A 13788-nucleotide genomic window follows, 5' to 3' on the forward strand; every position below is an offset into this window, starting at 1 on the left:
CTTCACCTCTGGTGCCTGGGTGCGAACAGCAGGTCGAGGAGCTGTTTGCGAATGGCGGCGATCTGGTCCACTGCGGCCTGGACGTCGGGCTGGTCTTCGAGCGCCAGGGTGCGCCGGATGTCGTTGAGGCGGTGCTCGGCCTTGCGCAGGGCGATCTCGGTGTCCTTGATCCTGCGCGGGTGCTCGCGGACGGAGTCGCGGGCTTTTTCAGCGTAGCCGACCGCCTCCCTGACCAGGGCATGTGCTTTCTCGGCCTCACCACCGGTGAAAAGCTGGTTGGCAATCTCAATCTCGCGCTGCACCACCTCGGCATAGAGCAGGGCCTTGCGTGCTCCAGTTGTAGCTTCGGTGCGTGCCTTCAACTGCTCCAGCGTCTCCGGTTCCTTGGCGGCCGCCCCGGTCACCAGCAACGCCAGGCTGAGGATGATCAGCATCTTCCGCATCAGTTCTTCTTCCCCTTGGGTTCGATCGCGAGCAACCGATGGCGCGCCTGCCATTCCTGGTCGGGGTACTTGCCCGCCGAGACGACTAAGAACTTATGATAAAAATCGGCGGCTTGAGGATACGCCCGGAGATTGTCGTAAGAGGTGGCACGCAGGAAGTAAGTGCCGGGCATCTCAGGAAGGGAACGCCCTCTCTCGTCCAAGGCCCGGATGGCCAGCTCGTAGTGCTTGTTTTCCGCGGCCGCGACGGCCAGGTCGCCGTAAGCTTCCGGAAAATCGGGCTTCAGCTTTACCGCGCCGAGGATCTGTTGCTCTGCTTCGGGGAAGTTCCTTTGCTGCAGGAGAACCGAGCCGAGCGCATAGCGCAGGTCGGGGTCGTCGGGCTGCTGCTGGACAAGGGCGCGGTAGCGGGTTTCGGCCTCGGGAAACTTTCCCTCCAGGGAGTAGCCGGCTGCCAGTTCACGCAGGACGGCCCCGTCGGACGGAGCCAGTTTCGCCGCGGTTTCGAACTCGGCGCGTGCCTCCGGGGCGTGGCCTAGTTCGCGAAGGATGCGTCCCAGCTGGAGATGCGCGTTGACGTTATTGGGATTGCGTTCCAGGTACTTGCGCAACGCGGTCTCCGCCTCAGGCAGACGCTTCGAGCGCATGTAGACATTCGCCAGTCCCGCCTGCGCTTGATCGGAGTTGGGATCCAGCCGGATTGCCGCCTGGAACTCCCTCTCGGCATCATCGTAGTTGCCCAGCTTCTCCAGGAGCATGGCAGCGGTGAGGTGCGGCTGGGAATCGGCTGGCGTCAACAGGGAAGCTGCCTGGAATGCGCGAATGGCTTCGGCCGGATTCCTGTTCTCAAGGAACAATCCCAGCGCGATCCAGGCGCGTGCCTGACCTTGCTCGGGCTTGGACATGGCAGGCTTGAGCCGGGTGGCAGCGCGCAAGTACTTTTCCGCGTCGGCGTCGCCGCGGGCGGCAAGCAGCACCCCAAGATTCGCGTTCGGCTCGAAGGCGTCGGGCTTCAGGTCGACAGATTTCCGGTAGGCTTCGATCGCCTGCGGCTTACGATCGGTCGAGCTGTACACAAAGCCGAGGTCGTACCATCCGCGGTAGTCCTTGGGATCGGCGGCCGTGGCCTGCTGGAGTTTGGCTTCGGCGGTGGTGTAGTCGTTCTTGTCGATGGCCGCTTCAGCGTCGCGCACCAGAGCGGAAGGGTCCGTCTCCTGGGCGGGGACGCGGTGCGGGCGCGCGGCCTTGTCCTTGCCCGCGGACTGTGCCGCGGCGGGCAGAGACAGCGCCAGCAACAACAGTAGCGCGATCGCTCTATTGGCGGCCATTGGAACGTGAGTTCCCGTTGCTACTTAAGATGCGCGAGAGCCACTTTCCAGTGTACGACTTGGCGTTCCGGGCGACCATTTCGGGGGAGCCGGCGGTCACCACCTGGCCGCCGCGCTCGCCGCCTTCGGGGCCGAGATCGATGACCCAATCGGCGGTCTTGATGACTTCCAGATTGTGCTCGATGACGATGATGGAGCCGCCGGAGTCGATCAGCTTGCGGAAGGCAGCCAGGAGCTTGCTGACGTCGTCGAAATGAAGGCCGGTAGTGGGTTCGTCGAAGATGTAGAGTACGCGGCGCCGCGCTTTGCCTTCCTTGCCGTCTCCGTGGCCGTTGCCCGGCTCGCCCCTGAAGCGGGCGATGTCACGTCTCGGCTGGAGGTGCGCCGCCAGCTTCATGCGCTGCGCTTCGCCTCCCGAGAGAGTAGTGGCTGACTGTCCCAGCCGCAGGTAACCGAGCCCGACCTCCTCGAGCACTCGCAGGCGGTCCGTGATCTTGGATACGTCGCGGAAAAATCCGAGGGCTTCCTTGACCGTCAGGTTCAGCACCTCGTGGATGTTCTTCCCCTTGTACCGGATCTCGAGGACGGCCGGTTTGTAACGCGTGCCCTTGCATTCCTCGCAGATGAGCTCGACGTCGGCCAGGAACTGCATCTCCACCACCACGGTGCCGTCGCCCTGGCAGGCCTCACAGCGTCCGCCCGGGATGTTGAACGAGAAATGGCCGGCGGTATAGCCGCGCTTGTGCGCCTCGGGCTGAGAAGCGAACACTTCACGGATGGAGTCGAACGCCTTGATGTAGGTGACCGGATTGGATCTCGGCGTGCGCCCGATGGGCGACTGGTCCACCAGGATGACCTCTTCTACGAACTGCCCCCCTTCGAGCTTATCGAAGGAGCCGACGGGTGCGGTCATGCCCTGGCCCTTGATGGCGCCCAGCGCGTGGTACAGGACATCATGCACGAGGGTGGACTTGCCCGAGCCGGAGACCCCGGTCACGGCGACGATCATGCCCAGGGGGAAGCTGACATCAATGCTCTTCAGGTTGTGCGCGCGGGCGCCGAAGAGCTTGACCTGTTGCGGTCCCGCTTTACGCCGCGCGGGAGGGAGCTGGATGCGCAGTTCTTCGGCCAGGTAGCGACCGGTGAGGGAATTGGCCATGCGGCGGATCTGGTCGAAGGTCCCGGCGCCGATCAGGCGTCCTCCGTTCTCGCCCGCCCCCGGGCCGAGATCGAGGATGCGGTCGGATGCCTTCATGATCTCCGGATCGTGCTCGACCACCAGGATGGTGTTCCCCAGGTCGCGCAGGTCGTGCAGAATGCGGATGAGGCGTGCGGTATCGCGAGAGTGCAGGCCGATGGAGGGCTCGTCCAGTACATAGAGTGCGCCCACCAGGCGCGATCCCAGTGAGGTCGCGAGTTGGATGCGCTGCGCCTCGCCGCCTGACAGGGTGGAGGCCAGCCGGTCGAGCGTCAGGTACTCGAGACCGACGTCGTTCATGTACTTCAGGCGGGAGCGGATCTCGTCGCGGACCTCCTTCGCGATGGCCTCCTGTTCGGGTGAAAGCTGGATGGAGGCGACGAATCGCGCCGCTTCTTCGACCGTCATGGAGGTCACATCGGTGATGTTCTTGTCCTCGATGCGCACGTGTCGGGCCTCGGCGCGGAGGCGGGCCCCGCCGCAGGAGGAGCACAGGGCGTAGCCGCGATAGCGGCTCAGGAACACGCGCACGTGCAGCTTGTACTTCTTGCGCTCCAGATAGGCGAAGAATCCCTTGATGCCGGGAAACTTGCCGTCGCCCTCCAGCACCATCTGCTGATCGTCGAGGTGCAATTCCGACCAGGGAACGTCGGGCGGAATGTTGTGCTGCTTGGCATAGCGCTTCAGGTCCGCGGTCAACGACTTGTACTTGGGCTTCGTCCAGGGTTCGATGGCGCCTTCTGCCAATGACTTCGATTTGTCCGGGATCACCAGGTCGAGGTCGAAGTCGATGGTGTTACCAAAGCCCTGGCAGCGCGGACACGCGCCGTATGGGTTATTGAAGGAGAACAGGCGCGGCTCCGGCTCTTCGTAGCGGATGTGGCAGCGTTTGCACTCGAAGCGCTGGGAGAATCGCAGGCGCTCGGGCGGCGTCCCGTTCGTGGCCGGGCTTTCGAAGATGACTTCGCCGGACTCCCGGTACGAAGTCTCGAGGGCGTCTACCAGGCGCGCGCGGATGTCGGGCGCGACGCCCAGCCGGTCCACCAGGATGAACACCGGCTCGTTGAAGTTCACGTCCAGAAGCGACTCGGGCGTGGAGAACTCGAAAACCTGGCCATTCTGGAAGAGCCGGTTGAAGCCTCGCTTGCGCAGCTCGAACAGACGCGCCTTGAGCAGGTCGGCGTCGGCTGCCGGCTGCTCCGCTCTAAGGCTGGCGCGCCGCTTGTTGCGCTCTTTCTCTTCCGCCTGGACAGGGTGTACGGGCTGGCGAAGCGGGAAAAGCACGTTGAAGCGCGTCCCTTCGGGCAGGGCAAGGACGCTTGTGACGATTTCGTCCACCGTGTCTTTCTTGACTTCACCGCCGCATTGCAGGCAGAAGGTCTTTCCCACGCGCGCGAAGAGCAAACGAAGGTAGTCGTATATCTCGGTGGCGGTAGCGACGGTGGAGCGCGGGTTCCGGGTGGTGTTCTTCTGGCGGATGGCGATGGACGGCGCGATGCCGTCGATCAAGTCCACGTCCGGCTTTTCGATGCGTTCCAGGAACTGGCGTGCGTAGGCGGAAAGGGATTCGACGTAGCGCCGCTGCCCCTCAGCGTAGATGGTGTCGAAGGCCAGGGAAGACTTGCCCGACCCGGAAACCCCGGTCACGACCGTAAGGGTATTGTGCGGGATCTCAAAATCGATGTTCTTGAGGTTGTGAACGCGCGCGCCGCGTACAACGATACTTTCTGTTGCCATGGGTCCCGATCGCAGAACGCCTCCGCCGAAGCCACCCATCGGGCCTGCTAGCGGTCGCGGCGCCACTGGGGAATCTTTTTATTATACAGCGCGTGCAGGAGGCTCTCCGCGGCGGCCTGTGTCTGACGTCACAGGCGAGAGTGGCCGGCCCGGCATACAATGCGCCTCATGTGGGCCGTTGCCGAGCAGACCCTGCGCGACACTCGCTTCGCCATGCGTCTCTCGTTGATCTTTGGCGTGGGCATGCTGGTGGGGAAGAGCGCTGCTTATTTTCTCACCGGCTCGGCGGCCATCCTGTCGGACGCCGCGGAATCCGTCATCCACGTCATCGCGGTCACTTTCGCCGCGTTCAGCTTGTGGCTGAGCACGCGTCCGGCGGACGACAAGTTCCTCTACGGATACGAGCGCATCACTTTCTTCTCCGCGGGGTTCGAAGGCGCCATGATCATCCTGGCCGCCTTCGCCATCATTTATTCGGCCATCCACAAATGGCTGCACGGGCTGGAACTTCAGCGACTGGGGCTGGGGACGCTCCTGGTGCTGGCGGCGTCGATCATCAATGCACTGCTGGGTTGGTACCTTGTCCGCACGGGGAAGAAAAACCATTCGTTGATCCTGGAGGCCAACGGCAAGCACGTCTTAACCGATAGCTGGACCAGCTTTGGGGTGGTGGGCGGTCTGTGCCTGGTGCTGATCACAGGCTGGAAGCCTTTCGACCCGATCTGCGCTATAGCGGTGGCGCTGAATATCTTGTGGTCGGGTGGCGCCCTGGTGTGGCGTTCGGCGACGGGCCTGCTCGACTATGCGGACCCCGGGGTAGGGCGACGATTACGTGAGCGCCTGGACCAGCTTTGTCAGGAGTTGGGCGTCGAGTACCACGGTGTCCGCTTCCGCATGACCGGGCAGCGCCTGCTGATCGAGGTCCACCTGCTGTTCCCGCACACCACCGCGGTCGGAGAGGCGCACCGCATCGCCACCATCATCGAAGAGCGGCTGCCGGAATCGCTGGAGATCCCCGCGGAAGTGCTCACTCACCTCGAGTCGCTCGAGGACCACGCTGACGTCCACAAGGACGCCCACTACACCGGACGCCCTTCGTAATTAGCTTATTTCGCCCGCGGCAGAGGCTGGTCTGTATTGCACAACGCCCAGGCCAGTGTGGCCATAGCGGCCGCGTTCTCCGCCAGACCCTGTGGCTCGACTTTGTCGAAGGTGTCTGCCGGCGTGTGGTGGTAGTCAAAGTAATGGCGGGTGTCCTGCATCAGCCCGAACGTAGGCACGCCCGCCTTGGAGAGCGGCGCGATGTCCGATCCGGTGTGTCCCGGACGCATGGCGGTGGCGCCCTGACCACGCAGGACGTCCTGCACGGGGCGCAGGAGCGGAATCGCGTCCGGCGGTATCGCCACCTGGAAACCCGCGGGATGGCCTGCGCCGGAATCGCTTTCGATGGCGGCAACGTGATTCGCGATCTCCGCCTGGTGGTCTTTGAAGTACGCATCATGCCCGCTGCCGCGGAGTTCCTCGTCGATCCAGGCGATGACGCGCAGGGTGCGTTTCGGCCGCAGCTTCAGCTGCTGGAAGACCGCGGCGGTCTCCATCGCCATCACCACTCCGGCGGCATCATCGATCGCGCCCGTGCCCAGGTCCCATGAATCGAGGTGACCGGAGACGATCACGACCTGCTCGGGATGCTCGGAGCCCTTCAGGTCGGCGACGACGTTGTAGCTCTCCACGTCGGGATACTTCGCCGGCGTCAGCGTCAGATGCATCCGTGCTGGGCCTTCCTTGCTCAGGCGGGCGATCAGATCGGCGTCTTCCGCAGTGACGGAAGCATTGGGGATGCCGGCGGGCGCGCTGTATCCGGTGTGCGCGATGCGGAAGTCGGCGCCGCCTGCGGCTCGCACCAGGGCTGCTACCGCGCCCAGCTTCACCGCCTCCACGCCGCCATTACCGCGATAGCGCGAGACGGTGCCATAGGCTTCTCCCGCCAGGCCCATCTCAGCTTCACGTTCGTCGAAGGGAACGTTGAACAGGACGATCCTGCCAGTGACCTTCTCAGCGCCCAGGGCGGCCAGCTCGCGGAAGCTGCTCACGACCACGACTTCGGCGGTGATGCCATCCGGGGGCGTCGCTGCGCTGTTGCCGAGAGCCGTCAGTACCACCTTTTGGCGCGTGTTGGGCGCCTGGCCGGGATACTGCACCAGCTCCGCCGTCTCCGTGCCACGCACCCAGTGCGGCACCATGACCTTCTCCAGGCGGACTTCGAGGCCGAGCTTGCGCAGCTCGTCGGCCACGTACTCGATGGCCGCCTGGGCCTGCGGCGAGCCCGACGCACGCGGGCCGATGTTGTTGGTCAGGTGGTCGAGCTCGCGCAAGGCGTAATCGCTCTTCATCGCCGCCTGCTGCACTTGCGGCAATTGCGCGAGCAACTCCTGCGAGTAAAACTTGCTGAGGTCGGGTTCCGGCGCCTGTTGCGCCGCAGAGAACAGGGAACTACTGAGGAGGAGAACCGGGATCAGTCGCTTCATCGTCGTGGAGGTCCTGCCCGCTGTTCCTTGTCCTGAAGACCAGCAGGGCCAAGCCCCCAATCATACTCAGAGTGGTGACCATCAGTACACCGATGCCGCGATTGAGAGCTTTCTGGGCTTTCGCCCCGGCGGCGTGGGCGCCGGTGTAGCACATGGCGCAACCCTGGCCGAATGCGGGACCGGCGGCCAGGGCCAGCCACAGCGCGATGCTCGCAGCTTTTCTCTTCAATGCCGCACTCCGATCGACAGGATGCGGGCTGCGTCGGCGAAAAACATGCTCATCAGCCCTAGGCAGATGACCAGCGCGGTCATCAGCACCCAGCGCATGCGCGCGATCTCGAACTTCATGTGCATGAAATAGCCGATGATCAGCGCCGCCTTCACGAACGACAGCACCAGCAGGATGCCGAGCATCTTGACTGGCTGAAGATTCTGATAGGCCAGCAAGACCTCCACCCCGGTCAGCACCAGCAGTCCGCCCCAGACGTAGAAGAACTGGGCGTGGCTGTGGTGGGTGTGCGCTTCCATCACCCGTTCTGTGATCTCGATCTCGTCGCTCATGCGCGCCTCACTGGATCCTCGTGGACATCAGGTACACCAAGGGGAAGATGAACATCCACACCAGGTCGACGAAGTGCCAGTACAGACCCGCGACCTCGACATCGTCGGGAGTGTAGTCCTTGGGCTTCAGGAACAGGATGATGGCGCAGATCGCGGCGGCGATCAGCAGCACGAACGACCCGTAGTGGAAGGGGTTGCTCGACGGCGTCAGGAAGAATGCCAGCGCCCAAAGCACAACCAGGATCGGCAGCCACTTCTTGCGCAACGCCACTACACCCAGATAGACCACGCCGATGGTGACGTGAAGCATGTGCATGCCCGTGAGCGCCACGAAGGTCCCGCCGAACTGGGGGATGGCGTGTACGAACGCGCCCTCGGTGGGCGCTTTGTCGCCCAACAGGAGCGAGATCGGCCACAGCCCTTCGCGCTGCAGGCCCATCCACTCCATCCCGTGCAGCACCACGAAACCCGCGCCGAAGAACATGGTGGCCAGCAGCCACCCCGTCACCGCCTTTTTCAAGCCTCGGCTGGCGGCGCTGACGGCCAGCACCATGGTCAGCGAGCTCGACAGCAGGAACCCGGTCATGATGGTGGCGTTCACGACGCTGTGCGAGCCGAACGGAGTCGGCCAGGCCGGATTCGAGATGCGCGCATAGCTGTACGCGAACAGCAGCGCGCCGAAGGTCAGAGAATCAGACAGGATGAACAACCACATGCCCAACTTCTTCGAGTACGTCCCGAACAGGGGCTGCTCGTAGAGCTGAGCCTCTGGGTGGTGCAAGACGGCATCCGCCATCAATTCATCTCCCGTTGCCCATCACTTCGCGACCAGAAGCAGGGCAAAGATGTAGATCCACAACCCGTCCATGAAATGCCAGTACAGAGCGGTCACGTCAACGACCATGGCCTTGGTTTCCAGCGGCCGCGCCAGCAGGGCGGTGACCGACGCATACAGCAACGCCAGCACGCCGCCCAGCAGGTGTAAGCCGTGGCTGACCGTCAATACGTAGAAGAACGAACTGCTTGGATTGGTGCTGATGAAAATGCCTTGCGCGGCGAGGTCTTTCCACGCCATGGCCTGCCCGGCGATGAAGCCCATCCCGAGCACGGTGGTGATGCCCAGCCAGGGAATGCTCCGCTGCTCGCCGTCGATACCGAACTCCTGGGCGGTGACCGCGCGCTCGATGGTGCGCCGCCGCGCCAGCTCCATGGTCAAGCTGCTGAGCAGGAGAATGAGCGTGTTCACCCACAGAACGCCCGGCATCTTCAGGGAGACCCAATCGGTGACGTACTGGCCGGTCTTGGAGTCCCAGTTTCCGATGCCTTGGCGCACAATGTAGGCGCTGGTCAGCGACACAAAGAACATGACGATCGCCGCCATGCCGATCATCACGCCCATGCGATAGCGGCGTCGCCGGTCGCGATATTGCTGAGAGCCGCCGCCCAGCTTGGGCTCCCGCTCCAGTACCGGGATGTCGCGAAATGAAGTCGCCATAGGAAACCTAGTGCGCGCTCACGGCTCCTGCCGGGTCCGTCTGCATGACGTAGTCCTTGTCCGCGCCGGGCACGCTGTATTCGTACGGTCCGTGATTCACCACCGGGACCATGCCGCCGAAATTGTCGTGTGGTGGCGGCGAAGGCACCGTCCATTCCAGGGTGGTCGCCTGCCACGGATTCATCTCCGCCTTCTTGCCCTTGAACATGCTCCAGAACAGGTTGATCACGAAGATGAACTGCGCGGCGATGGTGATGAACGCCACCACGCTAATGAACGTCTGCAGCGGGATCAGCCCGTGCAGGTAGGACACTTCGCTCAGCTGAGAGTAGCGCCGCGGATGGCCGGCCATCCCCAGGTAGTGCATCGGCATGAAGATCGCGTACGTGCCGATGAAGGTAAGGAAGAAGTGTGCCTTGCCCAGACCTTCGTTCATCATCCGCCCGAACATCTTGGGAAACCAGTAGTAGGTGGCAGCGAAGATCCCGAAGATCGCGGCCACGCCCATGATGAGGTGGAAGTGGGCCACGACGAAGTAGGTGTCGTGCAACTGGATGTCGAGCGCGGGCTGCGCCAGAAACGGTCCGCTCAGTCCGCCGGAGACGAACATCGAGACAAAGCCGATGGCGAACAGCATCGGCGAAGTGAAGCGGATGCGCCCGCCCCACATCGTTCCCAGCCAGTTAAAAGTCTTGATGGCCGAGGGCACGCCGATCGCCATGGTCATGACGGAGAAGGCGAAGCCGGAATAAGGGCTCATGCCGCTGATGAACATGTGATGGCCCCAGACCAGGAAGCCAAGGATCCCGATGGACAGGACGGCGTACACCATGGCGCGGTAGCCGAAGATCGGCTTGCGCGAGAAAGTCGAGAGCAGCTGCGACGCCACCCCCATGCCCGGCAGGATGGCGATGTACACCTCGGGGTGGCCAAAAAACCAGAACAGGTGCTGCCAGAGCAGGGGAGAGCCTCCGCTGTGTTTCACCAGATTGCCGCTCAGGACAAGTCCGCTCGGAACGAAGAAGCTGGTGCCGACGTTGCGATCGAGCAGCAGCAGGATGCCGGCCGCCAGCAGCACCCCGAAGGCCAGCAGGCCGAGCATGGCGGTGACGAACCAGGTCCAGACGGTGAGCGGCATGCGCAGCAGCGTCATGCCCTTGGCGCGCAGGTCGAGGGTGGTGGTGATGAAGTTCAGAGCGCCCATCAGCGAGGCCGCGCAGAACAGCGCGATGCTGATGATCCACAGGTCGGCGCCGAGTCCCTCGCCCGGCCCGGCCGATTGCAGCGCGCTCAGCGGGGCGTACCCGGTCCAGCCGTGCAGTGGCGCGCCACCTTCCACGAAGAAGGCCGCCATCATCACGCAGAAAGCGACGAAGGTCGTCCAGAACGAGAGCATGTTCAGGACGGGGAAGGCCATGTCGGCGGCGCCGATCTGGATGGGCAGGAAGTAGTTGCCGAACCCGCCCTGCGGCGCCAGCGTCAGCACGAAGAACACCATGAAGGTGCCGTGCATGGTCAACAGCGTCAGGTAGGTCTCGGGCTTGATGTGACCCAGCCACGGGAGGTTCGCCTCCGGCCACACCAGGTGGATGCGCATCAGCAGCGACAGGGCCATGCCGACGAACACCGATAGCAGCGCTAAGAAGTAGTACTGCAGGCCGATGACTTTATGGTCGAGACTGAAGACGTATTTCCGGATGAAACCGGTGGGTGCGGCGTGTGCATGTGCCGTGTGGCCCGTCGCCGCGTTCGCCTGTGCGTCCATGTTCCTCCCCGACATGTCCTCTTTGGTCGACTACTGACAACCGGGCCCGTTGGGGCCCGCGAATCCCCTTATTGCGAAGCCTGCTTCTCCGCCAAACGCTGCGCCAACCACTTGTCGAACTCGTCCTGGCTGACCACCTTCAGAATCCCGTGCATTTTGTAATGCCCGAGCCCGCAGAGTTCGGCGCATGCGATCTCGTAATCGCCGGTCTTGGTAGGCGTGAAGTGCATCTTGATCATCAACCCGGGCACGGCGTCCTGCTTGAAGCGCATGGCGGGGATGAAGAGGCTGTGGATGACGTCCTGTGAGCGCAGGGTCAGTTCCGCCTCGCGGTTGACCGGGAGCACCAGCGTGCCGGTCACGAAATCGTCCTTGGCCGCCGGGTCGGTGTCGTCGATGCCGACCGCATTGCCCACCGAGGCGTCAGCCAGCTCCGGCTTGGTGCGCGCAAAGGCGCCGTCCGGGCCGGGATAGCGGAAGTACCAGGCGAATTGCAGCCCGGTGACTTCGACCTTCACCGCGCTCGCCGACGCGCCCTGGAAGCGGCTCTCCGCCCAGATCTTCGAACCGGCCAGGTTCAGTCCGATGAAGATAATCGCCGTCAACACCGTCCACACCACCTCCAGCTTGGTGTTGCCATGACTGTAGGTGACCTTCGTGGCCGCGCCGCGATCCCGGGCATTCCATACGACCCAGCCCAGCCCGAGTTGGGCGGCAAGGAAGACCACGCCCACCACGATGTAGGTGACGTTGAACCAGCTGTCCATGGCGGCGCCGTGCGCCGAAGCCAGGGGGAGCATCGCCCATTTGTCGATTGCGAAGTAGTAGGTGCTGGAGAGCGTGATGAGCCAGATGACTACCAGGAGCGCAAGGCCCATGATCCGTCCTCGGTGCTTGGGATTGTGCTAGGTGACATTGGGGAAATTGCCGCCACCCCCGGCGGCAAACTTGGTCGAAAATATAACACACGCCCCCCCCAGCCAAGGCAAAAACACGCGCCGCAGCCGCGTTCCATGCATGCACACCGCAGAGTGACAGCGGTCACTGTGGTTAGTGATTACGCGCACCCGCGGGCGCTTCAGTTTTTTCGGCGCGGGGTTCCCAAAATGGAATGGACGAAGGAGATCGCTAGCGGCTGCCGTTGCGGAAGAGCTTCAGGAACTCGGCGTGCACCCGCGGATCGGCCGAGAGCTCGGGATGGAAGGTGGCGGCCATGACCTTGCCCTGGCGGACCAGGATGGGATCGTCCCGGTCTTTCGCCAGCACCTCGACGCCGGGGCCGACGCGCTCGATCTTGGGCGCGCGGATGAATACGGTCTCGATGCGCCCCAGCTGGCTGTCGGTCTCGTCGATGAAGCTTTCGAGCTGCCGGCCGTAGGCGTTGCGGCGCACCGCGATGTCGATCGCTCCCAGGCCTTCCTGCGCGGGATTGAAAACTTCTTTCGCCAGCAGGATGGCGCCGGCGCAGGTTCCGAAGGTCGGCTTGGCGCGCACGAAATCGCGCAGCTTCTCCAGGAACCCGCCTCGATGAAGAAATTTCAGGAAGGTGGTCGATTCGCCGCCAGGGATGACCAAGCCTTCGACTTCGTCGAGCTGCTCGGGCTTGCGGACGAGGACGACCTCCGCCCCCAACTCCTCGAGCCGGCGCCGGTGCGCGTCGAAATCTCCCTGGATGGCGAGTACACCGATTTTCATAAATAGAAAAGCAATTGGCGATTAGCCATTAGCGGTTAGCCAGCCACGATTCTCGTCAGGCGCTAAACGCTAAACGCCAATAGCTAATCGCTAGTCCCTACCAGCCCCTTGTCTGCAGCATGTCCGCCTCGGCTATCGCCGAGATCGCGATGCCCTTCATGGCGCCGGTCACTTCCTCGCTGGCTTCGAGCACGATCTTGGGATCGTTGAAGTGGGTGGTGGCCTTCACGATGGCGCGGGCGCGGCGCTCGGCGTCCTCGCGCTCCTCCTTGATGGACAGGTCCAGCGGCGTGGCCTTGTCCTTCATGAAGATGCCGGAGCCGACGAACACCGACTCGGCGCCCAGCAGCATCATCAGCGCAGCGTCGGCCGGGGTAGCGATGCCGCCGGCGGAGAAGTTTGGCACCGGCAGCTTGCCGTCACGCGCCACCATGCGCACCAGCTCGTAGGGCGCCTGGTGCTGCTTCGCCGCGGCGTAGAGCTCTTCGTCGCGCATCACGGTGAGGGCGCGCATCTCGCTCACGATCTGCCGCATGTGCTTGACGGCGTGCACCACGTCGCCGGTGCCGGCCTCGCCCTTGGTGCGGATCAGGGCCGCACCTTCGGCGATGCGCCGCAGGGCCTCGCCCAGGTTGCGTGCACCGCACACGAAGGGAACCTTGAAGACGTGCTTGTCCACGTGATGGGCTTCGTCGGCCGGAGTGAGGACTTCGGACTCGTCGATGTAGTCCACGCCCAGCGCTTCCAGCACCTGGGCCTCCGCGAAGTGCCCGATGCGGCACTTGGCCATCACCGGGATGGAGACCGTCTCCATGATCTCGCGAATCTTCTTGGGGTTGGCCATGCGCGCGACGCCGCCTTCCTGCCGGATCTGCGCCGGAACCCGCTCCAGGGCCATCACCGACACCGCGCCGGCATCCTCGGCCACCTTGGCCTGTTCCGCGCTGGTGACGTCCATGATGACGCCGCCCTTCAGCATCTCCGCCAGGCCGGTCTTCAGACGCAGGCCGCTATCGCCGTTGTTCGCTGACATACCTG

12 protein-coding genes and 1 pseudogene are annotated in these 13788 nt (G+C 63.6%); 1 reads left to right on the forward strand and 12 read right to left on the reverse strand.

What is annotated here, in order from left to right:
- Window positions 1–2: 2 nt before the first annotated feature.
- From LAN37_05875 to uvrA, 3 genes are read right to left on the reverse strand one after another with little or no spacing between them, the layout of a single operon-like run.
- Window positions 3–443, reverse strand: coding sequence for a hypothetical protein (locus LAN37_05875; protein MBZ5646738.1), 441 nt, complete (start codon window positions 441–443; stop codon window positions 3–5).
- The gene (locus LAN37_05880) at window positions 443–1771 is read right to left on the reverse strand and encodes a tetratricopeptide repeat protein (GenBank protein ID MBZ5646739.1); all 1329 of its coding nucleotides are present in this window, start codon (window positions 1769–1771) and stop codon (window positions 443–445) included. Before LAN37_05880 ends, LAN37_05875 begins: the two co-directional genes overlap by 1 nt.
- Window positions 1758–4706, reverse strand: coding sequence for an excinuclease ABC subunit UvrA (gene uvrA, locus LAN37_05885; GenBank protein MBZ5646740.1), 2949 nt, complete (start codon window positions 4704–4706; stop codon window positions 1758–1760). Before uvrA ends, LAN37_05880 begins: the two co-directional genes overlap by 14 nt.
- Before the next feature lie 168 nt (window positions 4707–4874).
- On the opposite strand from uvrA, the gene LAN37_05890 reads away from it, so the two are divergent.
- Window positions 4875–5807 carry a cation diffusion facilitator family transporter gene (locus LAN37_05890; protein MBZ5646741.1) on the forward strand — a complete coding sequence of 311 codons (933 nt, stop codon included), beginning with the start codon at window positions 4875–4877 and terminating at the stop codon, window positions 5805–5807.
- A 5-nt stretch (window positions 5808–5812) separates the two neighbouring features.
- On the opposite strand, the gene LAN37_05895 is transcribed toward LAN37_05890, so the two are convergent.
- From LAN37_05895 to pdxS, 9 genes and pseudogenes are all read right to left on the reverse strand, one after another.
- Entirely contained in the window at window positions 5813–7234 is a 1422-nt protein-coding gene (locus LAN37_05895) for a M20/M25/M40 family metallo-hydrolase (protein ID MBZ5646742.1), read from the reverse strand.
- The gene (locus LAN37_05900) at window positions 7200–7463 is read right to left on the reverse strand and encodes a hypothetical protein (GenBank protein ID MBZ5646743.1); all 264 of its coding nucleotides are present in this window, start codon (window positions 7461–7463) and stop codon (window positions 7200–7202) included. Before LAN37_05900 ends, LAN37_05895 begins: the two co-directional genes overlap by 35 nt.
- Complete coding sequence (locus LAN37_05905) at window positions 7460–7795, reverse strand: cytochrome C oxidase subunit IV family protein (GenBank protein ID MBZ5646744.1); 336 nt, start codon at window positions 7793–7795, stop codon at window positions 7460–7462. The genes LAN37_05900 and LAN37_05905 overlap by 4 nt, the downstream gene beginning before the upstream one ends.
- A 7-nt stretch (window positions 7796–7802) precedes the next feature.
- A pseudogene (locus tag LAN37_05910) lies at window positions 7803–7901 on the reverse strand (cytochrome c oxidase subunit 3).
- 711 nt (window positions 7902–8612) lie between these two features.
- Window positions 8613–9290: a cytochrome c oxidase subunit 3 gene (locus LAN37_05915; GenBank protein MBZ5646745.1), complete on the reverse strand. Its 678-nt coding sequence runs from the start codon at window positions 9288–9290 to the stop codon at window positions 8613–8615.
- Window positions 9291–9297: 7 nt separating this feature from the next.
- Window positions 9298–11055: a cbb3-type cytochrome c oxidase subunit I gene (locus LAN37_05920; GenBank protein MBZ5646746.1), complete on the reverse strand. Its 1758-nt coding sequence runs from the start codon at window positions 11053–11055 to the stop codon at window positions 9298–9300.
- Between the two features lie 68 nt (window positions 11056–11123).
- Window positions 11124–11933, reverse strand: coding sequence for a cytochrome c oxidase subunit II (gene coxB / locus LAN37_05925; GenBank protein ID MBZ5646747.1), 810 nt, complete (start codon window positions 11931–11933; stop codon window positions 11124–11126).
- Between the two features lie 250 nt (window positions 11934–12183).
- The gene (gene pdxT, locus LAN37_05930; GenBank protein ID MBZ5646748.1) at window positions 12184–12750 is read right to left on the reverse strand and encodes a pyridoxal 5'-phosphate synthase glutaminase subunit PdxT; all 567 of its coding nucleotides are present in this window, start codon (window positions 12748–12750) and stop codon (window positions 12184–12186) included.
- A gap of 97 nt (window positions 12751–12847) precedes the next feature.
- Entirely contained in the window at window positions 12848–13783 is a 936-nt protein-coding gene (gene pdxS / locus LAN37_05935) for a pyridoxal 5'-phosphate synthase lyase subunit PdxS (protein ID MBZ5646749.1), read from the reverse strand.
- Window positions 13784–13788: the final 5 nt, after the last annotated feature.

The organism is Terriglobia bacterium, assembly GCA_020073495.1.
Classification (GTDB): Bacteria; Acidobacteriota; Terriglobia; order Terriglobales; family Acidobacteriaceae; genus JAIQFD01.